This is a genomic window from Streptomyces sp. NPDC055506 (assembly GCF_053643595.1).
This window is the reverse complement of the sequence record NZ_JBSHKH010000033.1, coordinates 37,326-62,282: the sequence shown is the minus strand read 5'-3', so window position 1 is coordinate 62,282 and position 24,957 is coordinate 37,326. Positions and strand designations below refer to the sequence as shown.

Here is a 24,957-nt window from a genome sequence, read left to right as displayed (position 1 = left end):
GTCGACCAGTGGCAGGAGCCGTGCGCCGCCGGTCACCCCCAGGTCGTTAGAGTGCTGCGCGAGATGAATCCGTCCTTCCGCCCCGCGCCGGGGCCCGCCGTCCGTGACCTGGCCTCCCGGATCCGCCGCCTCTCCCCCTCCTGCGGCCCGGTCCGCCTGGTCGGCGTCGACGGGCACGCCGGATCCGGAAAGACCACGTTCGCCGAGCAGTTGGCCGGGGCGCTCGGCGGCGCGCCGGTGCTGCGCCTCGACGACATCGCCAGCCACGACGAACTGTTCGGCTGGACCGGACGGCTGCTGGACCAGGTGATCGAGCCGCTGGCCGGCGGCCGGACCGCGCACTACGCCCCCTACGACTGGCGGGGCCGCCGCTTCGGCCCTCCGCGCCCCCTGCCGCCCGCACCGGTGGTCCTCGTCGAGGGCGTCGGCGCCGGACGCCGGGCACTGCGCCCCCACCTGGCCCTGCTGCTGTGGATGGAGCTGCCGCGCGAGGAGGCCTGGGCACGGGGACGGTCGCGGGACGGGGAGGAACAGCAGGAGTTCTGGGACGGATGGATCCCGGCGGAGCGCCGGCATTTCGCCGACGATCCCTCGCGGCCCTTCGCCGATCTCCTGGTACGGCAGGGAGAGAAGGGGTACGAGGTGTTTCCGGGACCTGCCGGGACCGCTGGACCGGACCAGTTTCTCACGCACGGTGACGGACCGCCCGCAGTGTGCTGAACTTGTGAATGCGCTTGCGGTGGAACTTGGTGGAGTGCTTCAACTCGGCTTGACCGGTGGGCCGTACAGGACTTACGTTCTCAATGTGCGGCCATTCGGAGCCGCCCACAGACGCGAAGCCCCCGGTTGTTCCCCCGTGATCGGGGGCTTCGTTCTGTCTTCTTCCGTTTTTCCGGGCCCCGCGAGGCGCCGAACGCTCACACTCGGTCACCGTGCGCGAGTGCGCCGCATCCGCTCCCACCTCGCCGAACGGCCCGTGCGGCACCCTTCGGGGGCGCCGCCCCCGAAGGTACGATGCCCTCGTCGCGACCTACGGACGGTTGCTCCGCGCACCTCGCAACTCCGGTCCGTGGCACAGCGGTTCGAGCAGGGCAGCCGGCCGGGGGGACGGCTCGTTGGCATACCGACGGGGGCACGGTTCGTGGGGGACGTGATGGACTTCGGCACGCAGGGCCCGCAGGCCCCGGCCGACCTCGCCTGGCTGCGAGGCGTCGATGCCTACACCATGGGCGCCTATCCGCAGGCGGAGGAGGAGTTCCGCGCCGCCGTACGGCTGGACCCCGGGATGGCCGACGGCTGGCTCGGGCTGCACGCGCTGCGCGTCGACACGACGACCGCGCTGCTCAGGATGTTCCGGCACCGGGACCGCTTCGGGGAACAGCGCTCCCGCTACCGCCGCACCCTCAACTCCTGGTACTGGCTGGGCTGGTGGGTGCAGCCCGTGCTGGAGAGCCCCCGCGACCTGCTGCTCGCGCACGCCTCCCACTGGCTGGACGGCCGGCACGTCCCCGAGCTGGACCGCGCCCTCGCCGGGCTGCCGCCGGTGGACACCGACGCCCAGGTCCGCTTCCTGCACGCCTGCCGCGCCTATCTGGTCAAGGACTGGGAACAGCTGGTCCGCCACACCGACCCGCTCCTCGACGACCCCATGCTCGGCATCGAGGCGGGCCTCTTCGGCGGCATGGCCCGGGTCCGTCTGGAGATGTACGGCCAGGCCGAACCGCTGCTGTCCGCCGCGCTGATGCGCTGCCGCAGCGAGCAGCCCCAGCGCAAGGAGCTGCGCTACTGGCTCGCCCGGGCCCACGAGGGCACCGGCCGCAGTGCCGCGGCGCTGCCCCTGTACCGGGCCGTGCATCGCGTCGACCCGGCCTTCATGGACACCTCGGCCCGGCTCGCCGCGATCGCCGAGGGCGACGGCTACGACGACGCCACCGACCTCGCGGCGATCACGCTCCCCGGCCTCGGCCAGGACGCCGTGGACGGGCCGGACGGATTCGACCCGCTCTTCGGCACCGAGGGCCGCGACCTGAGGCTGCCCGACCTCGAGCCGCCGGGCTCCGCTCCCCTGCCGCCGGTGACGGACCCGGCCGTGCGCGAGAGATTCTCCCCGGGCCCGTCCCTGCCCGCTGGGCCCACCGATCCCGCCTTACTGGAGGAGGCACTCGCCGAGCTGGAGCGCATGGTCGGTCTGGAGCCGGTGAAACGCCAGGTCAAGGCGTTGTCGGCGCAGTTGAACATGGCCCGGCTGCGGGCCGGGCAGGGCCTGCCGGTCCAGCCGCCCAAGCGGCACTTCGTCTTCTCCGGCCCCTCAGGCACCGGCAAGACCACCGTCGCCCGCATCCTCGGCCGCGTCTTCTACGCCCTCGGGCTGCTCGGCGGCGACCATCTCGTGGAGGCCCAGCGGGCCGACCTGGTCGGCGAGTACCTGGGGCAGACGGCCGTGAAGGCCAACGAACTGATCGACTCGGCCCTCGGCGGTGTCCTCTTCGTCGACGAGGCGTACTCGCTGTCCAACTCGGGTTACGGCAAGGGCGACGCGTACGGCGACGAGGCGCTCCAGGTGCTGCTGAAGCGGGCGGAGGACAACCGCGACCATCTCGTGGTGATCCTGGCCGGCTACCCCGAGGGCATGGACCGCCTGCTCGCCGCGAACCCCGGGCTGTCCTCCCGCTTCACCACCCGCGTCGACTTCCCCTCCTATCGTCCCCTCGAACTCACCGAGATCGGCAAGGTGCTCGCCGCGGAGAACGGCGACCTGTGGGACGAGGAGTCCCTCGACGAGCTGCGGTCCATCGCCGGGCACGTGGTCGACCAGGGGTGGATCGACGAGCTGGGCAACGGACGGTTCCTGCGGACGCTGTACGAGAAGAGCTGTGCGTACCGGGATCTGCGGTTGTCCGTCTATCCCGGGGTGCTGGGCAGGGACGATCTGGCGACGTTGCGGTTGCCGGACCTGATGCAGGCGTACGGAGAGGTGCTGTCCGGGCGGGGGCCGCAGGATCCGCCCGGACTGTAGAGACTGGCGCGGGTGCTGAGGCCGGGTGGGTCCGCGGCCCGGCGGAGCGGGGTGCCGCTGCGCCCACCCGTGCCGCCCCCAGCGGCACGCATGCCCGCAGCTACGTCGCCAGCACCTCCTCGCCCGACCTCGGCTCGGTCAGCCGTACCTCGCGCACCTGACGATGCGCGGGATCCCGCACCTCCCCCACCAGCAGCTCCAGCGCGTCCTCCAGCGCGACCAGCCCGAGCACCTTCCCCGAACCGTCGGCCACCTGCGCCAGGTGCGTCGCGGCCCGCCGCATCACCGTCAGCGCGTCGTCCAGCGGCAGCTCGGACCGCAGCGTCGTCATGGGCCGCCACAGCTGCTGCGGCACGGCCCGGTCGGAGTGCTCCAGGTCCAGGACGTCCTTCACATGCAGATAGCCCATGAACGCCCCGTTCTCCGCGGCGACCGGGAACCGGGAGTACCCGGTCCGGGCCGTGAGTTCGACGATGCGCCCGGGGGTGACGGACGGGCTGACCGTGACCAGGGACTCGCGCTTCAGCAGGACGTCCGTCACCGGGCGCGAGCCCAGCTCCAGGGCGTCCTCCAGTCGCTCGGCCTCCTCGGGGTCGAGCAGGCCCGCCTGGCCGGCGTCCTCCACCAGCCGGTTGAGCTGCTCGCTGGTGAAGACGGCCTCGACCTCGTCCTTGGGCTCGACGTGGAAGAGCCGCAGGATGCCCTGGGAGACCGCGCCCAGCGCGGCGGTGATCGGCTTGCAGAAGCGGGCGAACCAGACCAGGCCGGGGCTGAGCCACAGCGCGGCCTTCTCGGGGGCCGCCATCGCCAGGTTCTTCGGGACCATCTCGCCGATGACGAGGTGGAAGAAGACCACCGCGGCGAGGGCGATGACGTAGGTCAGCGGGTGGATCATGCCGTGCGGCAGGTGGACCCACTCGAAGACCGGCTCCAGCAGATGCGCGACGGTCGGTTCGGCGACCGCGCCGAGGGTGAGGGAGCAGATCGTGATGCCGAACTGGGCCGCCGCCATCATCTGCGGCAGCCGCTCGAGCCCGTAGAGGACCTGCCGGGCGCGGGCGGTGCCGAGCGGTTCGATCTGGCTGCGGCGTACGGAGACGAGCGCGAACTCGGCGCCGACGAAGAAGCCGTTGGCGAGCACGAGCAGCGCGGCGAAGAGAAGCTGGAGCACGCTCATCGGACGGCCTCCACCATGGCGGCCACCGGCGCCGTGCGCACGAGCCGGACCCGCTCGGCGCGGTAGTGGCCGACCTGGCGCACCGACAGTCGCCAGCCGGGCAGCTCCGCCCGGTCGCCGACGGCCGGGATTCGGCCCAGCAGATCGGCGATCAGGCCCGCGACGGTCTCGTACGGGCCTTCCGGCACGTCGAGGCCTATGCGCCGCAGGATGTCGACACGGCAGCTGCCGTCGGCGTCCCAGGCGGGCCTGCCGTCCTCCGGCGGCGCGGAGGCCAGTTCGGGCAGGTCGTGTCCGTCGTGCTCGTCGCGGACCTCGCCGACGATCTCCTCGACGATGTCCTCCAGCGTGACGACACCGGCCGTGCCGCCGTACTCGTCGACGACGACCGCGATGGGCTGCTCGCTGCGCAGGCGGGCCAGCAGCGGCCGTACGGGCAGCGTCTCGGGGACTAGCAGCGCCGGGCGGGCGATGCGGCCGACGGGGGTGCGCAGGCGCTCCCGCACCGGCACGGCCAGGGCGTCCTTGAGGTGGACCATGCCGACCACCTCGTCGATCTTCTCCCGGTAGACGGGGAAGCGGGACAGGCCGGTGGCGCGGGTCAGGTTGACCACGTCCTCGGCGGTGGCCGAGGACTGCAGGGCGCTGACCTTCACGCGCGGCGTCATCACGTGCTGCGCGGTCAGCTCACCCAGCGACAGGGTTCTGACGAAGAGGTCGGCCGTGTCCTGCTCCAGGGCGCCGGCCCGGGCCGAGTGACGGGCCAGGGAGACGAGTTCGCCGGGGGTGCGGGCGGAGGCCAGCTCCTCGGTGGGCTCGATGCCCAGGGCACGCACGAGCCGGTTCGCGACGGCGTTGAGGCCGGCGATGACCGGGCGGAACAGCCGGGCGAAGACATGCTGCGGGCCCGCGACGAAGCGCGCGACCTGAAGCGGCCTGGACACCGCCCAGTTCTTGGGCAGGAGCTCGCCGATCACCATCTGCACGGCGGAGGCCAGCAGCATGCCGACGACGACCGTGACACCGGAGACGGCTCCCTCGGGTATGCCGATCGAGGTGAACGGGCCGTGCAGCAGCTCCGCGAGCGCCGGTTCGGCGAGCATGCCGACGACGAGGGAGGTGATGGTGATGCCGAGCTGGGTGCCGGAGAGCTGGAAGGACAGTTCCTTGAGCGACTCGACGACGCGGTGGGCGCGCCGGTCGCCCTCGGCGGCGGCCTTCTCGGCCTCGGGCCGCTCGACCGTCACGAGTCCGAACTCGGCCGCCACGAAGAATCCGTTGGCGAGAATCAGCAGGAACGCGGCTGCCAGGAGCAGCAGGGGGGTGGTCATGATGCCGCCGCCTCCGCAAAGTCGCGTACCTCGAAAGCGAGGTCCGCGCTATGTCGGCAGGGGGCGGCGCAGGTACTACAGGACGATCCGTCCATCGCCGGAGAGGGTCACTCCTCGGTTAGCAGGAGCCTCGGTGCACCGGGCGGGGCAGCAGAGGCGGAGGCGCATCCGTACACGCCTCCGCCAACAGATTAATCAAGACACGGGCCGGTGCGGCAGTGGCGACCGCCCAGTGGATTTCCCGAGTCAGCTCTGATGCCGCTCGTCCGCCACCGAACGGGCCTCGGCGAGCGCCCGCAGGGCCCGGGCGTCGGCGATCGCCCGCTGCCTCGCGATACCGGGCTGAATACCGAGGACAGGCAGGCTGGTGCCGTCGCTGAGGTTGAGGAACACCCAGGGGTCGCCGGGCCGGAGGGTGACCTGAAGGATCTCGGCCCACTCCAGCCGGCGCTTGTTCGTGAGGTTCACCACGGTGACGCCGGATTCGTCGGCGACGACCTTCGGCCGGGCCAGCAGGAGCAGCACCGCGTCCAGCAGCAGCGCCGTGACGACGAAGCTGAGACGCTCGGCGGGGCTGAGCTGCTTCAGCAGCATCGCGACAGCCGTGATCACGACCAGGATCGCGACGGCGGCGGTGAGCAGCACCGCCCGGGTGCTGCCCGGCCGGAAAGTGACGGGCAGGGTGGGCAGATCGGACATCGGTGTACGCCCCTCAGAGACGGCAGGCGTGGATGGCCGTGGTCAGGATGGCCCGGGCCCCGATGTCGTAGAGGTCGTCCATGATCCGCTGCGCCTCCTTGGCCGGGACCATCGCGCGGACGGCGACCCAGCCCTCGTTGTGCAACGGGGAGACCGTCGGCGACTCCAGGCCGGGGGTGAGGGCGACGGCCTTCTCGAGCTGCTCCACTCGGCAGTCGTAGTCCATCATCACGTACGTGCGGGCGACCAGGACGCCCTGGAGGCGGCGCAGGAACTGCTGCACCTTGGGGTCGTCGGCGTCCGCGCCGGTGCGGCGGATCACGACGGCCTCGGACTTCATGATCGGCTCGGCGACGACCTCGAGGCCCGCGTTGCGCAGCGAGGTGCCGGTCTCGACGACGTCCGCGATGACCTGGGCGACGCCGAGCTGGATGGCGGTCTCCACGGCGCCGTCGAGGTGGACGACGGAGGCGTCGATGCCGTTGTCGGTGAGGTGCGCCGCGACGATGCCCTCGTAGGAGGTGGCGACCGTCTTGCCCGCCAGGTCCGCCAGGCCGCCGATGGTGTCGGGCTTGGCGGCGTAGCGGAAGGTGGAGCGGGCGAAGCCGAGCGGGAGGATCTCCTCGGCTTCGGCGCCCGAGTCGATGAGCAGGTCGCGGCCGGTGAGGCCGATGTCCAGCTGGCCGGAGGCGACGTAGATGGCGATGTCGCGGGGGCGGAGGTAGAAGAACTCGACCTCGTTCACCGGGTCGACGATCCGCAGCTCCTTGGATTCCCGGCGCTGCTGGTAGCCGGCCTCATGCAGCATCTCCGCCGCAGGGCCGGACAGGGAACCCTTGTTGGGGACGGCGATGCGCAGCATGAGGTCGGCTTCCTTTGCGTGGTGTCTTACGGGAACGGGTGCGGCGTGCCGCGGCTTACAGGTGGGCGTAGACGTCGTCGAGGGAGATGCCGCGGGCGACCATCATCACCTGGACGTGGTACAGCAGCTGCGAGATCTCCTCGGCGGCCGCGTCCTTGCCCTCGTACTCGGCGGCCATCCAGACCTCGGCTGCCTCTTCTACGACCTTCTTGCCGATGGCATGGACGCCCTTCTCGACCAGTTCTGCGGTGCGGGAAGTGGCGGGATCGCCCTGGGCGGCCTTGTGCTGGAGCTCGGTGAAGAGCTCCTCGAACGTCTTCTTGGACATGGTGACGCTCAGCCTATGCCACACCCGGCCTCCGTCAGCGCCAGGGTTCGGATACCGAGCGGAGGGTGGCCGCGGTCGCCACCGCCGCCGTCACCGCCTCGTGTCCCTTGTCCTCGTTCGAGCCGGGCAGGCCCGCGCGGTCCAGGGCCTGCTCGTCGGTGTCGCAGGTCAGCACGCCGAAGCCGACCGGGACGCCGGTCTCGACCGACACCTGGGTCAGGCCCTGGGTCACGCCCTGGCACACGTACTCGAAGTGGGGGGTGCCCCCGCGAATGACGACGCCCAGTGCCACGATCGCGTCGTAGCCGCGGCCCGCGAGGACCTTGGCGACCACCGGCAGCTCCCAGCTGCCGGGGACCCTGAGCAGGGTCGGCTCGTCGATGCCCAGGTCGTGCAGGGCGCGCAGGGCGCCGTCGACCAGACCGTCCATCACCTTCTCGTGCCACTGTGCCGCGATGACGGCGACCCTGAGGTCACCCACATTGCGTACGGACAGTTCCGGTGCACCCTTGCCGCTCACGTCTCTCCCTCTTGCTCTCTTACTGGTTGCTGCAGGCCGGCACGGTGGTCGTGTCGAGCCAGGGCAGGTCGTGGCCCATCCGGTCCCGCTTGGTGCGCAGGTAGCGGAGGTTGTGCTCGCCGGCGCTCACGGGCATCGGCACCCGCGCCTTGACGGCGATGCCGTGGCGGACGAGCGCGTCGGTCTTGTCGGGGTTGTTGGTCAGCAGCCGCACGCCGCGCACCCCGAGGTCGGCCAGGATCTGGGCGCCGGCGGCGTAGTCGCGGGCGTCGGCGGGCAGGCCGAGTTCGAGGTTGGCGTCGAGGGTGTCGCGGCCGCGCTCCTGCAGTTCGTAGGCGCGCAGCTTGGACATCAGGCCGATGCCGCGGCCCTCGTGTCCGCGCAGGTAGACCACCACTCCCCTGCCCTCGGCCTGGATACGGGCCAGGGAGGCGTCCAGCTGGGGGCCGCAGTCGCAGCGGGCGGAGCCGAAGACGTCGCCGGTGAGGCATTCGGAGTGGACGCGGACGAGGACGTCCTGGCCGTCGCCGATGTCGCCGTGCACGAGGGCGACGTGCTCGACGCCGTCGACGGTGGAGCGGTAGCCGTACGCCGTGAACGTGCCGTGGGCGGTGGGCAGTCGGGTCTTGGCCTCGCGGCGGACGGTCGGCTCGCTGCCGCGGCGGTAGGCGATCAGGTCCTCGATCGAGATGATCGTCAGGCCGTGCTTGCGGGCGAAGGGGATCAGCTCGGGCAGCCGCAGCATCGTGCCGTCCTCGCCGGCGATCTCGACGATCGCTCCGGCCGGGCGCAGGCCCGCGAGGCGGGCGAGGTCGACGGCGGCCTCGGTGTGGCCGTTGCGGGTCAGGACCCCGCCGGGCCGGGCGCGAAGCGGGAAGATGTGGCCGGGGCGAACGAAGTCCTCGGGCCCCGTGACGCCGTCGGCGAGCAGTTGGAGCGTGGTGGCGCGGTCGGAGGCCGAGATGCCGGTGCTCACGCCGTGCGCGGCGGAGGCGTCGACGGAGACCGTGAACGCGGTCTTCATCGACTCGGTGTTGTCCTCGACCATCTGCGGCAGGCGCAGCCGGTCGAGTTCGTCGCCCTCCATGGGGGCGCAGATCAGGCCGCGGCACTCGCTCATCATGAAGGCGACGATCTCGGGGGTCGCCTTCTCCGCGGCGATGACGAGGTCGCCCTCGTTCTCCCGGTCCTCGTCGTCGACGACCACGACGGGGCGGCCGGCCGCGATGTCGGCGATGGCCTGCTCCACGGGGTCGAGTGCGAAGTCCTCGACGTCGTCGGTGCGGTCGGTGTACAGGACGGTTGCGGCGCTCATGCCGGCGCTCCTTCCAGGGTGGGCTGTGCTGCCGCGCGCGAGCGCAGCCACCAGTCGCGCATGCCCCACAGGACGAGCGCGCCGTAGATGATGTAGACGAAGCCGGAGAAGGCGAAGCCGTTGGCGAAGTTCAGCGGGACGCCGACCAGGTCGACCAGCAGCCAGGCGAACCAGAACTCGACCATGCCGCGGGCCTGGGCGTACATCGCGACGATGGTGCCGACGAAGATGTACGCGTCCGGCCAGGGGTCCCAGGAGAGGGTCGGGAAGGCGGTGAACAGGCCGCCGACCGCGAGGGTGCCGACGGCGGCCGCCCCGGCCAGGACCCCGCGTTCGCGCCAGGTGGCGAACCGTACGGCGATGGAGCCGTCCTGGGCCTGCTGCCTGCCGCGGTTCCACTGCCAGAAGCCGTAGGTGGCGACGAGCATGACGACGATCTGCTTGCCTGCGCTGCCCGCGAGGTGGGCGGTGGCGAAGGCCGCGAAGAGGATGAGGCCGGAGAGGAACTGGGCGGGCCAGGTCCAGATGGAGCGCCGCCAGCCGAAGGCGAGGCCGATCAGGCCGATCACGTTGCCGATCATGTCCGACCACTTGATGTGCTGGCCGAAGAGCGTGAACGCCTCGGAATTGAGCCAGTTCACCGGTCCGCCCCCCGCACTCGGTCGCCCATCATCCGCTCGACGTACTTGGCGATGACGTCCACCTCGAGGTTGACCGGGTCGCCGGGTCCCTTGTGGCCGAGCGTGGTCAGGGCGAGGGTGGTGGGGATGAGGCTCACGGTGAAGTAGTCGGGGCCTGCGTCGACGACGGTGAGGCTGATGCCGTCGACGGTGATGGAGCCCTTCTCGACCACGTAGCGGGTGAGGTCCGCGGGGAGGGAGATCTTCACGATCTCCCAGTTCTCGGACGGCTTGCGCTCCAGGATCTCGCCCGTGCCGTCGACATGGCCCTGCACGATGTGCCCGCCGAGGCGTTCGCCCACGGCCATGGGGCGTTCGAGGTTGACGCGGGTGCCGACCGCGAGGGCGCCCAGGCTGGAGCGGTTCAGCGTCTCGGCCATCACGTCGGCGGTGAACTCGTCGCCCAGGTGGTCGACGACCGTGAGGCAGACGCCGTTGACCGCGATCGAGTCGCCGTGCTTGGCGCCTTGGGTGACGACGGGACCGCGCAGGCGGAAGCGACAGGCGTCGTCGAGGGTCTCGACGGCGGTGATCTCGCCCAGCTCTTCGACGATTCCGGTGAACACTTCCCGGGTCCTCCTGCCTCTTGGGGCACGGACTCCGGGGCTGTCGATGACGACAGATGTACGAGCAGGGACACCGGGGGCGACGCCGGACGGAGTCCGCCCCGAGGACGGACTTCTTCGGCGGCACGCACGTATGCCTGCCCGCCGCGCACTGCCTCCCATCCGGACTTTAACCGTCGGTCCAGGAATTTCACCTGGTCAACCGATCGCTGGAGGCGACCGGGTCGCGGACTGTAACCGCCGGTTCGGACTTTCACCGACCCCGGAGTGCGCTGCTACTGGTACACGGCCAGTGTGCCACGCCTGATCGACGTTCAAAGAGGCGATCGGTGTGGCCTGCCTCACAGACCGTGTCGCCATGCTCACCGGGATTGGTACGCACCTATTGACGGTGTGGTCTAGTCCTTTTTAGGGTCGCCTCCAGGGTTGACATGCCCCCACAGACCGGTCCGGCGACGGTGACGACGGCCCTTGCCCGTCGCCGGGCCTCCCCACACCGCGCGGACGGCGTTCTGGCAGGGTGAGCCCCATGACCACCACGATCGCCGACGAGTTCGAGGTCCACCGGCCCCGGTTGTTCTCGCTCGCCTACCGGCTGCTGGGCTCCGCCGAGGAGGCCGAGGACGCGGTCCAGGACGCGTATCTGCGCTACAGCGGCGCCGACCGTACGGGGATCGAGCATCCGGCGGCCTGGCTCGCCAAGGTCGTCACGAACCTCTGCCTGAACCGGCTGACGTCCGCGCGCGTCCGGCGCGAGCGGTACGTCGGGACCTGGCTGCCGGAGCCGGTGGTCACCGGGGACGGCGCGCTCGGCCCGCTGGAGTCGGCCGAGCAGCGGGACGCCGTGTCGATGGCGATGCTGGTGCTGCTGGAGCGGCTCACGCCGACCGAACGGGCCGTGTACGTGCTGCGGGAGGCCTTCGGGTACGGGCATCGGGAGATCTCCGGGGTCCTGGATCTGAGCGAGGCGAACTGCCGTCAGCTGTACCGGCGGGCCGTGCGGCGGGTGGGCGAGCCGCAGGCCCGTTTCGAGCCCGTGTCCGAGCAGCAGGAGGAGCTGGTCGCGTCGTTCATCACGGCGGCCCGTGACGGCGACCTGGCGGGGCTGGAGAAGCTGCTCGCGGCCGATGCCACCTGGTGGAGCGACGGTGGTGGCAAGGTCACGGCGGCCCGGTGGCCGATCGAGGGCGGTCCCAGGATCGCCCGGTTCCTGGCGGGCGGGGGCCCGAAGTTCTCGGTGGGCCTGGACTTCACGTCGGCCGAGGTCAACGGCGCGACGGGGCTGGCGACTTGGGCCGGCGACACGCTCGTGGGGCTGGCGGCGTTCGAGGTGCGCGACGGGCTGGTCACCGGGGTGCGGGCCGTGGTCAACCCGGAGAAGCTGGAGTTCGCACGGCGTCAGCTCGCCCGGCCGTAGGACGGTCGGACGGTCGGACGGTCGGACGCGGTCGCGGTTTCGCCGGGTGTGGCTGTCACATTCGGCGGGGGTGTCCGGTCTCAGCTGACGAGGGCGCTCCGGCCGGAGCGTCCGGGCCTTCGAAGGGACTGAACGGCATGACCACGATCCTGGTGACCGGTGGCACCGGAACACTCGGCCGGCTCGTCGCCGAGCGCCTGCGCGCGGACGGGCACGAGGTCCGGGTGCTCAGCCGGCGCACCCAGCCGTACGCGGTCGACCTGCGGGAGGGCGGGGACGCGCTGGACGCGGCCGTCGCCGGTGTGGACACGATCGTGCACTGCGCGTCGGCCCAGAAGGGCGACGAGCAGGCGGCGACGAACCTGATCAGGGCGGCGCGCGGTGCCGGGGTGCGGCACCTCGTCTACATCTCGATCGTGGGCGTCGACCGGGTGCCGTTCGGCTACTACAAGAGCAAGCTCGCCGTGGAACGGCTGGTCGAGGAGTCGGGGCTCGGCTGGACCGTGCTGCGGGCGACACAGTTCCACGACCTGCTGGTCATGGTGCTGCAGGGGCTGTCGAAGCTGCCGGTCCTGTTCCTGCCGGCCGGTGTCCGGGACCAGCCCGTCGAGGTGTCCGAGGTCGCGGACCGGCTGGTCGAGCTGGCGGCGGGCGAACCGGCGGGGCGGGTGGAGGACCTGGGCGGGCCGGAGGTACGGACGTTCGAGTCGCTGGCTCGCGCGTATCTGAAGGCGTCCGGCCGGCGCCGTGCGGTGGTGAACGTACCGCTGTGGGGAGCGGCGTACCGGGGCTTTCGGAGCGGGGGTCATCTGACGCCGGGGCGGGCGGTCGGCACGGGGACGTTCGAGAAGTACCTGGCGGCGCGGTTCGGAGACGGGCAGGTGCGGACGGGGAGCGGGCGGTCGCGGGCTTAGCGGGGCGCCTGGGCGCAGTCGGGGGCCCGGGCATTCGGGTGTGACTAGTTGGCGTACAGGAAATCCCGGTGAGAACGATCATGGTCGGCTAGCACACCGTTCTGCGGCCTTGCTGAGGTTCACGGAAAGATCGTCGAGCGGGTGCCGGTGCTGGCCACGGTCCGCCTCGTGCCGGTGGAGTTTCTGACTGATGAGCAGGCCGAAGCGTACGGCGCGTTCACCGAGGTGCCCACGCGCCCGGAGCTGGAGCGGTTCTTCTCCCTCGACGATGACGACCGCGATCTGATCGCGCTGCGGCGCACGGATGCGCACCGGCTGGGCATGGCGGTGCAGATCTGCACGGTCCGCTACGTCGGCCGGTTCCTGGGCGAGGACCCGCTCGCCGTGCCGTGGGAGGCCGTGGAGTACCTGGCCGGGCAGCTCGGCATCGCGGACGCCTCGTGCGTGAAGCGGTACGCCGAGGGGCCGGTGGCGCTGTTCAACCACGCGGTGACGTGGCTGCGGAAGAACCGGGTGCTACTGCCGGGCGTCTCGGTGCTGGCCCGGCAGGTGTCTGAGGCCCGTACGGCGGCCGAGCGGCGCCTGTACGAGGCGGTGGCCCGGGCGACGGTCCGGGCGGATGCGGCGCTGGCGCCGGCCTTGGCGGAGCTGCTGGTGGTGCCTGAGGGCAAGCGGGTCTCGGAGCTGGAGCGGCTGCGTACGCCTCCGGTGAAGTCGACGGGCACGGCGATGCTGCGGGCAATGGAGCGGGTGGAGGAGATCTCCGCGTTCGCGCTGGGGCGGGTGGACCTGTCCCGGGTGCCGGTGAACCGGTTGTCCGCGCTCGCCCGGTACGGGCAGCTGAGCAAGGCGCAGACGATCGAGCGGGCGCCGGAGCCGCGGCGGACCGCGCTGCTGACCGCGGTGGTGCGCCAGCTGGAGGCGCAGGCGGTCGACGACGCCCTCGACCTGTTCGCGGTGAGGATGGCGAACCGGCTGATCAGCCCGGCCCGGCGGGCGTCGGACCGCGAGCGGCTGGCGATGCTGCCGCAGCTGGAGAAGGGCGGCCCGCATCCTGGCGAAGGCGTCGAAGATCCTCACCGAGGAGCTGGACCTGGTCGCCGAGCACGAGGCGGACCTGGACGTCGCCGCGCTGTGGTCGGCGGTCGAGGAGGCCGTGCCGCGTACGGCGGTGGCCGGGGCGGTTGCGACCGTCGAGGCCTTGGTGCCCGAGGACGACGGCTCGGCCGAAGCCGCGATGCGCGAGAAGCTGGCCCTGCGCTACAGCACCGTCCGCGCGTCCTGTCCCTGATGGGCGAGTCGGATGCGCTGGGCGCCGCCCCGGCCGGGCGGCGCATCCTCAAGGCCGTGCGCCGCCTGCCCGCGCTCTCCCGGTGCCGGGTCAAGGACCGGCCGCTGCTGCCCCGCGAGGTCGACGCCGAACTGGTGCCGACGATGTGGAAGCGCGCGGTGTTCTCCAACGCCAAGCTGCCTCAGGGCGCGGTCGACCGTGACGCGTACGTGGTGTGCGTCCCGGAGCAACTGCACCGTGCCCTGAATCGGCGCGATGTGTTCGCTGCCCCGTCGAACCGGTGGGCGAACCCGCGCGCGAGGCTGCTGGACGGGCTGCGTCCGGGGGTTGGACGCGGCGTGGCGGCAGATTGCCGACCGTCTGGAGGAGGCCGGCGCCGACGCGAAGGTGGAGATCGTCGTCCCCGAGGGCGGCGGACGCGCCCGCCTGTCGGTCGGTGGACAAGCCCGGCGCGGTGGGCGAGCCGGAGTTGCTGACCTGGCTCAAGGCCACCACGGAGGCGATGCTCCCGAGGATCGACCTGCCGACCTGCTGTTCGAGGTCCACTCCTGGACCGGGTTCCTCGACACCTTCGGTCACATCTCCGAGCGGCGCACCCGCATGGAGGGTCTGCTCGTCTCCCTGGTCGCGCTGCTGGCGGCGGAGAGCTGCAACATCGGCCTGACCCCGGTCATCGACCCGGAGAACAAGGCGCTGACCCGCTCTCGGCTGTCCCACGTCGACCAGAACTACCTGCGCGCCGACACCATCGCCGCGGCGAACGCCGCGCTCATCACCGCCCAGTCCCGCATCGAGCTGGCCCAGATGTGGGGGGGGCGGGCTGCTCGCCTCCGTCGACGGCCTGCGGTTCGTCGTCCCCGTCAAGAGCATCAACACCGGGCCCTCGCCCAAGTACTACGGCCACAAACGGGGTGTGACCTGGCTCAACGCCGTCAATGACCAGGTAGCGGGGATCGGCGCGATGGTCGTACGCGGCACCCCGCGCGACAGCCTCTACACGCTGGACACGCTGCTGAACCTCGACGGCGGGGTGAAGCCGGAGATGGTCGCGACCGACAACGCCTCGTACTCCGACATGGCCTTCGGCCTGTACAAAATGCTCGACATGCTCCGCGTCGCCGGGTCGCTCATCACCAACCAGGTCCGGGCCTACGACCTGCTGCGGATGTTCGGCCGTGAGGGCCACCCGACCCCGCTCGGCGCCGCGTTCGCCGAGTACGGGCGGATCGACAAGACCATGCACCTGCTCGCTCCGGTCGACCCGGTCGACGACACCTACCGTCGGCTGCAGGAGTCCCGCCACCGTCTGGCCCGCGCGATCTGCCACGGCGGTCGCGGCCAGATCCGCCAGGCGTACCGCGAGGGCCAGGAGGACCAACTCGCCGCCCTCGGCCTGGTCCTCGACGCCGTCGTCCTGTGGAACACCCGCTACCTGGACGCCGCCGTCGCCCAGCTCCGCGCCGAGGGCCACAAGATCAAGGACGAGGACGTCGCCCGCCTCTCTCCGCTCAAGGACCGGCACATCAACTTCCTGGGCCGCTACCTGTTCGACATCAAGACCAGCGGCCCCGGCCAGGGCCTGCGCCCGCTGCGGGACCCGGACGCCGTCGAGTACGACGAAGACGAGTCGGCCGCCGACTGAAGCGGGGTGTCAGCCTCCGGGTAACAGCGCGGCGTCGTACTGGAGAACGGCCGAGGCCTGGTCAGAACATGGTGTTGTCGTTCTTGGAGGTGGCCGGGATGACCTGGAGGACGTCCCAGTGCTCGACGATCTTTCCGTTCTGGTCGAAGCGGAAGATTTCGATGCCCGCGTAGTCCTCGTCGCCTGGCCAGGTCTGGTGGCAGTGGAGGATGACGTGGTCGCCCTCGGCGAAGGCGCGTTTGTACTCGACGTGTTTGCCGGGGTACTCGGCGGCCATGCGCTCGAAGTAGTCGATGAATGCCTGTTTGCCGTCGCCGACGTGCGGGTTGTGCTGGATGTAGGTGTCGCCGACGTAGCGATCGAGGGCCTCGGCAGGGCGGCAGTCGTTGAACATGAGGTCGTAGAACGCCTTGGCCGTGGTCTTGTTCTTCTCCGGATCGCTCATGAGGTCACCATAGGACCGGCCGGGGCCTGCGGCGCAGTGAGTGCGTCGAGCAAGTGATCGGCGCCGGCGGGGACTGGCAGAGCCCGTCCTGCCAGGTCGGAGGGTATGTCGGGGTGGGCGGGGTTGACGCGGACCAGGCGGGCCTGGGGGAAGTGGCGGGTGAGATGCTCGCCGGGGTGGCGGATGACGCCGGGGGTGTTGAACCCGGCGCCGAACTCCAGGATCAGGAGGCGGGCGTCGGTGGGGGCCTCGTTCAGCCATTCCCGCAGACGCCGGCCCGTGGGGAGGTAGGGGGCTTCGACGAACTCGGGGCCGATGCGGACGTTGATCTCGACCTCGCCGCCGCAGTTCGGGCAGCGGGGCAGGGCGTCGGGGTCGGTGACGGCGCCGGTGTCCGGGTCGTACGCGGACAGGAGCCGGTCGATCACGGGCTTGCTGTCCCAGGTGATGGGGGTGCAGGGGGTCGTGCACTGGTAGCGGCCGTAGTCGCCCTGCGGGGTGAAGACCCGGTCCGCCGCGAAGCCGTTGCGGGGGAAGAGTGCGTCGACATTGGAGGTCATCACCCAGTGGTCCTTGTCCCCGACGAGTGTGCGCAGCCGCTGGTAGAGCGGGTTGAGGGCAGGGCTGTAGCGGATGTCGTCGATGTGGACGGCCCAGTATCCCCACAGCAGGGCGGGCGGCAGGGGCAGGCCGACGAGATAGCGGGAGCGCAGGCCCAGGCGGTACAAGGCGGGGAAGAGTTCCTGGAAGCGGTCGGTGTCGCCGTAGTCGTAGCCGGCCGCGGCGCTCAGTCCGGCGCCGGCTGTGATGAGCACGCGGTCGGCGTCGGCGAGCCAGGAGCGGACCGTGTCGGCCTGGGCTTGAAGGGCGTGGGGCTGGTGGTTCGTCTGGTTCATCGGGTGGTGGCCCCTTCGGTCAGGGCGTCGAGGTAGGCGGCGCGGTCGTCGGGCGCGTACACGTTGAAGATCACGCGGTCCAGGCGTCCGGGGTGGGCGTCGAGCCAGTCGGCCACCGTGTCCAGGGCGATGCGGGCCGCGGGCCGCTTGGGGTAGCCGAAGACGCCGGTGCTGATGGAGCAGAACGCCACCGTGCGGATGTCCGCGACGTCGGCGGCGAGGTCGAGGCAGGCCCGGTAGGACGCGGCGAGGAGACGCTCGTGCGTCGGGCGCAGGACACCGTCGACGATGGGGCCGACGGTGTGCAGGACGTAGCGGGCGGGCAGGTGGTAGCCGCGGGTGATCTTCGCGGTGCCGGTCGCCTCCGGGTGGCCCTGCCGGGTCATGATCGTGTGGCAGTCGTCGCGCAGGCGGGGGCCCGCCGCGCTGTGGATGGCGTTGTCGATGCACGGGTGCTGGGGGACGAAGCAGCCGAGCATCGCGCTGTTGGCGGCGTTCACGATCGCGTCCGCGCCGAGCGCGGTGATGTCGCCCTGCCACAGCACCATACGTTCCGCGGCCGGGTAGGCCGTGGCCGTGTCGGGAAACTCCTCGGCGATGCAGGGAAGGCGTTTCGGGTCCGTCACGGTCCTGGCCGCGCGCTCGCTGCTCAGGAGGGCGTCCAGCAGCTCGGACGCATCCGCTGGAAGCGGGCCCGGTCGGCGGACGGTGAGTACCGCGCGCAGCAGGCGTCGGGCGGCCACGTCGTCGAGCCGGTCCGCGTCGCCCGCTCCCAGGTCCGCCGCCGTCGTGGCCGGGTCCTTGTCCAGCGCGGACAGCGCGGCACGGACCAGGTGCGCCGGGCGTGCGGCCGGGGCGCCGGTCGGCCGGAACGGCTCGTCCAGGGCTATCGCGCCACGGTAGGCGTCGAGCGGCAGCGGGGCGGCATGCACGATCGTCCTCCAGGCAGTGTGGGTGGTGCGTCAGGCAGGCGGCCTCGTGAACCGGGCTGTCGGGCCGATGGGCGCCGCCAGTGCCTTTCGGGCATGGCGAGAGGGCACGGCGGCGCATCGGGGGACGGATTCAGCCGGGCTCGAGGGTTCCGGTGTGGAGCTCGGCAACCCGGCCGGCGCCCTCCTGGTAGGTCCAGAAGGCGTGGACGGTCAGGGCGTCCAGGTTCATGATGTGGGTGACCGTCATGCCGGACTCCTCGACCCAGCCGACCATGAACTGGCCGGGGCCGAGTGCGGCGGTGTGGAGCGTGACCGTCTCCGTCGTGCCCTTGGTCGGCCCTGCCAGCGTCTCGTAGTGCAACGTGGTGCCGTCAGCCGCGTAGGTGTTGCGGAAGACGACTCCGTTGTCGACCCGCAAGACGAAGGTTCGGCCGGCGTAGGTGCGCGCGTTCATGCTGCTCTTTCTCACGTGTGACTCGGGGGCGTCAGAACAGGCCGTTGCTGTGGGGAAGTTCGGCCGGGATCGGGGCGACGACGTCCCAGTGCTCGACGATCTTTCCGTCGGCGACGCGGAACAGGTCGTAGTAGGCGACCGGGCCACCGAACTCGCCTTCGGACTGGGTCAGGACGAAGTCGCCCTCGGCGATGACCTTGTGGACCTTCGTGTAGACGAGGTTCTTGCCCTGCTCGGCCCACTGCGCGGCGGCCGCGCCGAACCCGTCCAGGCCGTCGGCGGCTTCCGGGTTGTGCTGGGCGTACGTCTCCGTGGAGATGTAGTCCGTGAGGACCGAGTAGTCGGCGCCGACCAGGACCTTCTGCGCGAACTCGGTGACCAGGGCGCGGTTGGCCTCGGTCCTGGCGGGCTCGGCCACCTCGGTGGGGCCGTCGGTCTGCGAGCGGCCGGAGGCGGTCGGGGAGACCACCGGGGCCAGGGCGTCCCAGTGCTCGGCGAGCTTGCCGTCGGCGTCGACGCGGAAGATGTCGAAGCCGACCAGCGGGTCCGGGCCGAAGCCGTGGTACGTGCCGTGCAGGGCGACCAGGTCGCCGTCGGCGATGACCCGGGCGCCCTCGTAGCGGAAGTCGACACCGAGGGAGGCGACCAGCGCGCGCAGAGCCTCGGGGCCGTCGGCGGCCAGGGGGCTGTGCTGCGTGTAGTCGGCAGCGACCCAGCGGTCGACCGCGGCGGGGTCCTTCTTGCCGAACAGTTCGCCGGCGGCCGTCAGGACGGTGTTCTTGGCGTCGCTCATGACAATTCTCCTTGCGGAACAGAAGGCGGGGTGGAAGTGGGTCGGGGGAACGCTCCGGCGAGGCACTGGTCGAGCGCCGCGGTCAGTGATGCGGCGGTGGATGCCGCACCGCCCAGCCGGCCCGCGCCGTGCACGGTGTGCAGCAGGAGGGTCGGGTAGGTGGTCACGTGCAGGCGACGCAGCGCGCGGAAGTCGGCGCGGGCCTGCTCCCAGGGCGCCGGCGAGGCGTACGCCGCCGTCACCGAGGACGCGTCCAGGCCCAGACCGGCGGCGATGTCGCGGTAGACCTCGGGATCGGCGAGGCTGCGGCCGTCGACGAACCACGCCAGCTGTACGGCCTCGGCCGCATCCAGGTGCGGTACGCCGACCTCGTCGGCCTGGCCGTACAGCACCGCCAGGCCGGCGGCCGCCGCGGTGGAGTCCGCGACCGTCGTTCCGTCGGTCAGCGCCCGTGCGAATCCGGCTCCGAAGCCGACTCCGGTCAGCCGCGTGACCCGCTCGCACGCCTCGGCCATCCGAGGGTGGGCCGAGACCGGCCGGGCCCGGGCGCCCGTGTACAGGCCCGCCGACCGTATGTGCAGCCGGATGCGGTGGGCGTTGTCCTGGGCGAAGGACCGCAGGGTCGGGCCGAAGCCGTAACACCAGGGGCAGTACGCGTCGAAGGCATACGTCAGCCGGACACTCTCTGTTGTGGCCATCGCACGCCTCCTCCCATACGGCTCTTACGCTTTTCCGACACTCGGTGTGGTGCCGTGTGAAGCGATATCTCCAAGCTACGAGGCAGAACCGAGGGCAGTTGGATACGCTGGTGACACATGATGGCCAAAAAGCGACATGATGCCCGCGTGGATGCCAGGGCGGAGATCCCCGAGATCGCCTTCACCGCGCCCGCCGGCACGCCTGCGGGGGTCGAGGTCCTGTCCCTGGCCGATCTGCGCCACCGGGCCACTACGGCCCAGCTCGCGACACCGCATCGGCCAGACTTCCACCACCTGCTCACCCTCACCGGCGGCACCCTGTGGCACACCGTGGACTTCGCCGGCTACGCCCTCGAACCGGGATCCTGGCTCTGGGTCCGCCCCGGCCAGGTCCATCAGTGGGGCGACCTCACCGGCGCCGAGGGAACCCTGATCCTGTTCCGCCCGGACTTCCTCGACGCGGCCACGGCCGACGCCGCCCGCACGCAGGACCCGCACGCCCCGGTCCTGCGCCTCCCCCTGCCCGACGACGCCACGGCCCTGTGCCTCGCCGCCGAGCACCTCGGCATCGAGTTCCGCGCACTCGGACACCTGCCCCTGGACGTCCACACCGCAGCCCTGCGCCACCTGCTGGCCGTCCTCGTGCTGCGCCTGACCCACCTGACCACGCCCGCCGGCTCGCCCGCCCCCGAACCCGACCCCACCTACCTGCGCTTCCGCGACGCCGTCGAACGGGACTTCGCCCGCACGCGCCGCGTGGAGGACTACGCCCAGACCCTCGGCTACTCGCCCCGCACACTCTCCCGCGCCACCCTCACCGCCGCGGGGCTCGGCGCCAAGGAGTTCATCGACCGCCGCGTGATCCTGGAGGCCAAGCGCCTCCTGGCCCACAGCGACCAGAGCGCCGCCCGCATCGCCGACCATCTCGGCTTCCCCAGCGCGACGCACTTCAGCAAGTTCTTCCACCGGGGCACCGGGCAGACCCCCATCGCCTTCCGCGACACGGTCCGCGGACACTCCGCGCGGTGAAGGGCACGGCAGTCACAGGTCGGCATGTCGGGGCTCACCGTGCCGGCTGCCTGTCGCCAAACGATCGTTGACGACAGACAGCCGGCGCGGCCAATGAACCCGCGCCATCCCGGGGTTCGCGGCGGCACGGATCCAATCAGATCCGATGGCGATTACTGACAGAGTTTGACGACAGACAGGGTCCGATCCTCCGTACGGAAGGGGCCCTTCGGTGGCGAACCTGGTCTACAAGCGGGTCTCGACCGACCAGCAGTCCACCGCCCGGCAGAACCTCGTCCTGGACGAGGCCGGCATCGAGGACCCGGTCGTCTTCGAGGAGGACGGCGGCACCTCCAGCCGCCTCCACCCCCGCCAGCGCCCGAAGTTCCGCGCGCTCCTCGACTACACCCGCCCAGGCGACACCGTGCACTTCTCCGAGATGTTCCGCCTCGTACGCGGCACCGGGCACATCCTCGGAGAGCTGCTGTCCACCGTGAAGTTCATGGTGCAGACCCTCGCCGCCGCCGGCGAACTCCAGCGCGACCTCCAGCGGGAGCTGACCTACGACGGGCTGCGGGCCGCCGAGGCCAAGGGCAGCAAGGGCGGACGTCGCCCCGTCGTCCCGGCCGACAAGACCGACGCCGTGCGAACCGCCTACCTGGACGGCTGCTCCATCGCCGCTCCCGCCCGCGACCACGGCGTCAGCCGCGGCGCGATCCGCACGGCCGTCGCCGACCTCATGCCCGGCCACACCGTCACCGAGGAGGACGCCCCGGCCCCGGAGCTGCTGGTCACCCTCGACATGCCCGGCAAGGTCGCCGACTTCCTCCGCGCCGCCGACCTGGAGCCCGCCGAGCGGGCCTCGCTCGACCAGGGAGTGGTCGTGCGGCGCGGCCAGGGGTACACCCTGCGCGTCACCGCGGTCCCGATCGTGCACCGCCGGCTCCTCGCCCTCTGCCAGCCGCTCGACGGGGGTCAGGGCACCCCGGCGGTCCCGGCTCAGCGCAAGGCCCGCCGCGAGTACGAGAACCGGGTCAGCGCGCTCGCGCCGACCGGCCCATGATCGTTCTCACCGGGTTTTCCTGTACGCCAACTACTCACACCCGGCATTGCCGGAGGGTTCCGACCGTAGGAGTGCGAACGAAGAGCAGCCGTCCCGGGCTCAGCGGAGTACTGGCGGGGACCGGCGGTCCCGGCCTCAGCAGGGGCCCGGGACGACGAGCAGCCGTCCCGGGCCCGGAGGTTCGGCCGGGAGGCCCGGGGCGCGCTACCAGCGCTGGACCGGCCGCTCCCCGGGGGTGAAGAGCTCGTCCTGAGCCCGGTGGCGGGCCGTGAGGAGGGCGCCGCGCAGGACGGCGTCGCCACCCAGGGTGGTCGTCCGTACCTCCGTGAGCAGGGGCGTCATCCGGGCGATTCGGTCCTGCACCCGGCCGGCGAGCTCCTCACCACCGGCCTGCCCGACCTCGCCCCCGAGCACCACACACCCGGGGTCCAGAATCGCCACCACCGAGGCGACCCCGACGGCGAGCCGATCGGCCAGGGCGTCGAGGAATCGGGCAGCGGGGCCGGCGGACGCGGGCGAGACCGGCACCTCGTACCCGCCCTCGGACCGAGACCCTCCGCCCTCCACTCCCCGCACCCGATCCACCGCGGCCCGCACCACACCCACCGCCGCCCGTACGACCCCCACCGCCGACGGCTCCTGCCCCGGCTCCGCCGGAACCCCGTGCTGTGCCGCCAGGTCCACGACCGCGGCCGACGCGGCCAGGCCGTGGAAGCCGCCCTCGCAGTCCGTCGCGGACGGCAGCGTGGTCGTGCCCGGGACCGGGAGGAAGCCGATCTCGCCGGTGCCGCCCGAGGCACCGCGGCGCAGCGCGCCGTCGAGCACCACGGCCGCGCCCGTGCCGTGGCCCAGCCACAGCAGGACGAACGTGTCCCGGTCCCGGGCGGCGCCGTCGCGCTGCTCGGCCAGTGCCGCGAGGTTGGTCTCGTTCTCGACGCTCACCCGCGCCTCGGGCAGCCGTTCCTGGAGGGCGGCGACCAGGCGCCGGTGCCACTCGGGCAGCCCGGAGGAGTCGCGGAGTTCGCCGCTGGCCGGGTCGATCAGGCCGGGCGCTCCGATGCCGACGGTGTGCAACCGGTCGGCGCCGGCCTCCTTCACCACCCGCTCGACCAGCGCGACCGCCTGTTCCACGGCGGAACCCGTGGCCATGTCACCCCCGATGGGCACTGAGGCCTCGGCCAGGACCCGGCCCACCAGGTCGGCGACGGCCACGGAGACACCCTCGGTGCGTACGTCCAGGGCGGCGAGGTGCGCCCGGTCGGCGACGATGCCGTACACCTTGGCGTTGGGCCCGCGCCGCTGCTCCCCCGCCTCTCCGACGACCGCGATCAGACCTGCGGCGGTGAGGCGTTCGACGAGGTCGGCGACGGTCGGCCGGGACAGACCGGTGAGCTGCTTCAACTGCCCTGCCGTCAGCGGGCCCTCCTGCTGGAACAGACGCAGGGCGAGCCGGTCGTTGATGGCCCGGGCGGTGCTCGGGGATGCGGGCATGCCGGGATCCTTCCAGATCGGCGGGTCCGTCGGCCGTGGCCCGCCGGGAAACCCTCTTATTATCAGGCAGGGTTCCTGATAGTTTACGCCCGCATGACGTGATCGCGGCAGAGACCTGGAGGGGGACCGCAGAATGGGCAACGTGGTCGACGAACTGCGCGAGGTGAAACGGTCCCGGTACGCCGTGGCCGCCGTCTTCGCCGTGCACGGCGCCGTGACCGGCTCGTTCGCCACCCGCGTGCCCTGGATCCAGGACCACGCGGGCGTGAGCGCCGGGCAGCTGGGGATCGCGCTCGCCTTCCCGGCGCTCGGCGCGTCCGTCGCCATGCCGCTGGCCGGCAGCGTCAGCCACCGGTTCGGAGCCCGCAACGCGCTGCGCGGACTGATCGCCCTGTGGACCCTCTCGCTGGTCCTGCCGTCCCTCGCCCCGAACCTGCTCACGCTCTGCCTGGCCCTGTTCACCTACGGCGCGACGGCGGGCATGGCGGATGTGGCGATGAACGCGCTGGGCGTCGAGGTCGAGAACCGCCTCGGCCGGTCGATCATGTCCGGGCTGCACGGCATGTGGAGCGCGGGTGCCCTGATCGGCTCGGCCGCCGGCACGCTCGCCGCGCACCTCGGCTCGGACGCCCGGCTGCATCATGTGCTGGCCGCCGCGGTCCTCACCGTGATCGGTGTGGCGGCCTGCCAGTGGGTGCTCGATCTCCAGCCCGCCGAGGACGAGGAGCCGCCGCCTAGATTCGCACTGCCGCCCCGCTCGGCCCTGCTCATCGGCGCGATCGGGTTCTGCGCGGTGTTCGCCGAGGGCGCGAGCCTGGACTGGTCGGCCGTCTATCTGCGCGAACAGCTGGAGACCTCGGCCGGTCTCGCGGCGGCGTGCACCACGGGCTTCACGCTCACCATGGCCATCGCCCGGATCGCCGGCGACAGGATCGTGGACCGCTTCGGTGCCGTGCGGACCGTACGGGTCAGCGGTGTGCTCGCCGTTCTCGGCGGTCTGCTGATCGTGGTCGCGGACCATCCGGCGGTGGCCATGAGCGGGTTCGCGCTGATGGGGCTTGGCATCGCGGTCGTCGTACCGCTGTGTTTCGCGGCGGCGGGCCGCAGCGGCTCCAACCCGAGCCTGGCCATCGCGGGCGTCGCGACCATCACGTACACCTCGGGCCTGATCGCGCCGAGCGCGATCGGCATGCTGGCCCAGGCGACCAGCCTGATGGTGTCGTTCTGCCTGGTGACGCTGCTGTCCTGTGGCCTGGTGGCGTTCGCGCGGGTGCTGCGCCCGGGCGACCGGGCGAAGATCAGCCGCCCTGAGACGGCGGCGGTTCCCGACCCGCGGCCCTGAGCGGAGACCCGGCCCGGCCGTCCTGGTCAGCCCCGGTCACCGCCGCTCCTGACGCACCCCGACAATGGTCCGGACAC

General features: G+C 71.6%; 23 protein-coding genes, 1 pseudogene and 1 riboswitch. Of the genes and pseudogenes, 8 read left to right on the top strand and 16 right to left on the bottom strand.

Going from position 1 to position 24,957, the window contains the following annotated elements; translation table 11 throughout:
• Positions 1 to 63: 63 nt before the first annotated feature.
• Both ACWIF2_RS15530 and ACWIF2_RS15525 read left to right on the top strand, forming a co-directional pair.
• The gene (locus tag ACWIF2_RS15530; protein ID WP_454360806.1) at positions 64 to 720 is read left to right on the top strand and encodes a uridine kinase family protein; all 657 of its coding nucleotides are present in this window, start codon (positions 64 to 66) and stop codon (positions 718 to 720) included.
• A 433-nt stretch (positions 721 to 1,153) separates the two neighbouring features.
• Complete coding sequence (locus tag ACWIF2_RS15525) at positions 1,154 to 3,016, top strand: AAA family ATPase (RefSeq protein WP_454360804.1); 1,863 nt, start codon at positions 1,154 to 1,156, stop codon at positions 3,014 to 3,016.
• A 100-nt stretch (positions 3,017 to 3,116) separates the two neighbouring features.
• Here ACWIF2_RS15525 and ACWIF2_RS15520 read toward each other — a convergent pair whose 3' ends face one another.
• From ACWIF2_RS15520 to ACWIF2_RS15480, 9 genes are all read right to left on the bottom strand, one after another.
• Positions 3,117 to 4,193 (bottom strand): hemolysin family protein, encoded by a 1,077-nt coding sequence (locus ACWIF2_RS15520; RefSeq protein WP_454360779.1) that lies wholly within the window; start codon positions 4,191 to 4,193, stop codon positions 3,117 to 3,119.
• Positions 4,190 to 5,524 carry a hemolysin family protein gene (locus tag ACWIF2_RS15515; RefSeq protein ID WP_382497526.1) on the bottom strand — a complete coding sequence of 445 codons (1,335 nt, stop codon included), beginning with the start codon at positions 5,522 to 5,524 and terminating at the stop codon, positions 4,190 to 4,192. The genes ACWIF2_RS15520 and ACWIF2_RS15515 overlap by 4 nt, the downstream gene beginning before the upstream one ends.
• A gap of 246 nt (positions 5,525 to 5,770) precedes the next feature.
• Positions 5,771 to 6,223, bottom strand: coding sequence for a PH domain-containing protein (locus ACWIF2_RS15510; protein WP_454360777.1), 453 nt, complete (start codon positions 6,221 to 6,223; stop codon positions 5,771 to 5,773).
• A gap of 13 nt (positions 6,224 to 6,236) precedes the next feature.
• Positions 6,237 to 7,085, bottom strand: coding sequence for an ATP phosphoribosyltransferase (hisG, locus tag ACWIF2_RS15505; RefSeq protein ID WP_454360775.1), 849 nt, complete (start codon positions 7,083 to 7,085; stop codon positions 6,237 to 6,239).
• Positions 7,086 to 7,140: 55 nt separating this feature from the next.
• Positions 7,141 to 7,413, bottom strand: a complete 273-nt coding sequence (locus ACWIF2_RS15500; RefSeq protein WP_361934420.1) for a phosphoribosyl-ATP diphosphatase — start codon at positions 7,411 to 7,413, stop codon at positions 7,141 to 7,143.
• A gap of 34 nt (positions 7,414 to 7,447) precedes the next feature.
• On the bottom strand, positions 7,448 to 7,933 hold the full coding sequence (gene ribH, locus ACWIF2_RS15495; RefSeq protein WP_184597131.1) for a 6,7-dimethyl-8-ribityllumazine synthase: 486 nt from the start codon (positions 7,931 to 7,933) through the stop codon (positions 7,448 to 7,450).
• A 19-nt stretch (positions 7,934 to 7,952) separates the two neighbouring features.
• Positions 7,953 to 9,248 carry a bifunctional 3,4-dihydroxy-2-butanone-4-phosphate synthase/GTP cyclohydrolase II gene (locus tag ACWIF2_RS15490; RefSeq protein ID WP_454360773.1) on the bottom strand — a complete coding sequence of 432 codons (1,296 nt, stop codon included), beginning with the start codon at positions 9,246 to 9,248 and terminating at the stop codon, positions 7,953 to 7,955.
• A complete protein-coding gene (locus ACWIF2_RS15485; protein WP_454360771.1) occupies positions 9,245 to 9,889 on the bottom strand; it encodes a nicotinamide mononucleotide transporter family protein in 645 nt (214 codons plus the stop codon). The genes ACWIF2_RS15490 and ACWIF2_RS15485 overlap by 4 nt, the downstream gene beginning before the upstream one ends.
• A complete protein-coding gene (locus tag ACWIF2_RS15480) occupies positions 9,886 to 10,494 on the bottom strand; it encodes a riboflavin synthase (protein ID WP_454360769.1) in 609 nt (202 codons plus the stop codon). The genes ACWIF2_RS15485 and ACWIF2_RS15480 overlap by 4 nt, the downstream gene beginning before the upstream one ends.
• Positions 10,495 to 10,638: 144 nt before the next feature.
• Positions 10,639 to 10,769, bottom strand: a riboswitch (FMN riboswitch).
• A gap of 254 nt (positions 10,770 to 11,023) precedes the next feature.
• On the opposite strand from ACWIF2_RS15480, the gene ACWIF2_RS15475 reads away from it, so the two are divergent.
• The 3 genes and pseudogenes from ACWIF2_RS15475 (at position 11,024) to ACWIF2_RS15465 (ending at position 15,758) form a co-directional block, all read left to right on the top strand.
• The gene (locus tag ACWIF2_RS15475) at positions 11,024 to 11,911 is read left to right on the top strand and encodes an RNA polymerase sigma-70 factor (RefSeq protein ID WP_454360767.1); all 888 of its coding nucleotides are present in this window, start codon (positions 11,024 to 11,026) and stop codon (positions 11,909 to 11,911) included.
• A 137-nt stretch (positions 11,912 to 12,048) separates the two neighbouring features.
• Positions 12,049 to 12,825: an SDR family oxidoreductase gene (locus tag ACWIF2_RS15470; protein ID WP_454360766.1), complete on the top strand. Its 777-nt coding sequence runs from the start codon at positions 12,049 to 12,051 to the stop codon at positions 12,823 to 12,825.
• A gap of 168 nt (positions 12,826 to 12,993) precedes the next feature.
• Positions 12,994 to 15,758 (top strand): annotated as a pseudogene (locus ACWIF2_RS15465) (Tn3 family transposase).
• A gap of 61 nt (positions 15,759 to 15,819) precedes the next feature.
• Here the strand turns inward: ACWIF2_RS15465 and ACWIF2_RS15460 are convergent.
• From ACWIF2_RS15460 to ACWIF2_RS15435, 6 genes are all read right to left on the bottom strand, one after another.
• Positions 15,820 to 16,203: a nuclear transport factor 2 family protein gene (locus ACWIF2_RS15460; RefSeq protein ID WP_454360765.1), complete on the bottom strand. Its 384-nt coding sequence runs from the start codon at positions 16,201 to 16,203 to the stop codon at positions 15,820 to 15,822.
• The gene (locus ACWIF2_RS15455; RefSeq protein ID WP_454360764.1) at positions 16,200 to 17,099 is read right to left on the bottom strand and encodes an NAD-dependent protein deacetylase of SIR2 family; all 900 of its coding nucleotides are present in this window, start codon (positions 17,097 to 17,099) and stop codon (positions 16,200 to 16,202) included. The genes ACWIF2_RS15460 and ACWIF2_RS15455 overlap by 4 nt, the downstream gene beginning before the upstream one ends.
• The gene (locus tag ACWIF2_RS15450; RefSeq protein ID WP_454360763.1) at positions 17,096 to 18,031 is read right to left on the bottom strand and encodes a protein-ADP-ribose hydrolase; all 936 of its coding nucleotides are present in this window, start codon (positions 18,029 to 18,031) and stop codon (positions 17,096 to 17,098) included. Before ACWIF2_RS15450 ends, ACWIF2_RS15455 begins: the two co-directional genes overlap by 4 nt.
• Before the next feature lie 130 nt (positions 18,032 to 18,161).
• Positions 18,162 to 18,485, bottom strand: a complete 324-nt coding sequence (locus ACWIF2_RS15445) for a MoaF-related domain-containing protein (protein ID WP_454360762.1) — start codon at positions 18,483 to 18,485, stop codon at positions 18,162 to 18,164.
• Between the two features lie 31 nt (positions 18,486 to 18,516).
• Positions 18,517 to 19,278, bottom strand: a complete 762-nt coding sequence (locus ACWIF2_RS15440; RefSeq protein WP_454360761.1) for a nuclear transport factor 2 family protein — start codon at positions 19,276 to 19,278, stop codon at positions 18,517 to 18,519.
• The gene (locus ACWIF2_RS15435) at positions 19,275 to 19,976 is read right to left on the bottom strand and encodes a DsbA family protein (RefSeq protein WP_454360760.1); all 702 of its coding nucleotides are present in this window, start codon (positions 19,974 to 19,976) and stop codon (positions 19,275 to 19,277) included. Before ACWIF2_RS15435 ends, ACWIF2_RS15440 begins: the two co-directional genes overlap by 4 nt.
• A gap of 120 nt (positions 19,977 to 20,096) precedes the next feature.
• Here ACWIF2_RS15435 and ACWIF2_RS15430 point away from each other — a divergent pair, with 120 nt between their 5' ends.
• Positions 20,097 to 21,005, top strand: a complete 909-nt coding sequence (locus tag ACWIF2_RS15430; protein ID WP_454360802.1) for an AraC family transcriptional regulator — start codon at positions 20,097 to 20,099, stop codon at positions 21,003 to 21,005.
• Positions 21,006 to 21,216: 211 nt separating this feature from the next.
• Positions 21,217 to 22,047: a recombinase family protein gene (locus ACWIF2_RS15425; RefSeq protein WP_454360759.1), complete on the top strand. Its 831-nt coding sequence runs from the start codon at positions 21,217 to 21,219 to the stop codon at positions 22,045 to 22,047.
• A gap of 204 nt (positions 22,048 to 22,251) precedes the next feature.
• On the opposite strand, the gene ACWIF2_RS15420 is transcribed toward ACWIF2_RS15425, so the two are convergent.
• The gene (locus ACWIF2_RS15420; protein WP_454360758.1) at positions 22,252 to 23,538 is read right to left on the bottom strand and encodes an ROK family transcriptional regulator; all 1,287 of its coding nucleotides are present in this window, start codon (positions 23,536 to 23,538) and stop codon (positions 22,252 to 22,254) included.
• A gap of 133 nt (positions 23,539 to 23,671) precedes the next feature.
• On the opposite strand from ACWIF2_RS15420, the gene ACWIF2_RS15415 reads away from it, so the two are divergent.
• Positions 23,672 to 24,880, top strand: a complete 1,209-nt coding sequence (locus ACWIF2_RS15415) for an MFS transporter (protein WP_454360757.1) — start codon at positions 23,672 to 23,674, stop codon at positions 24,878 to 24,880.
• Positions 24,881 to 24,957: the final 77 nt, after the last annotated feature.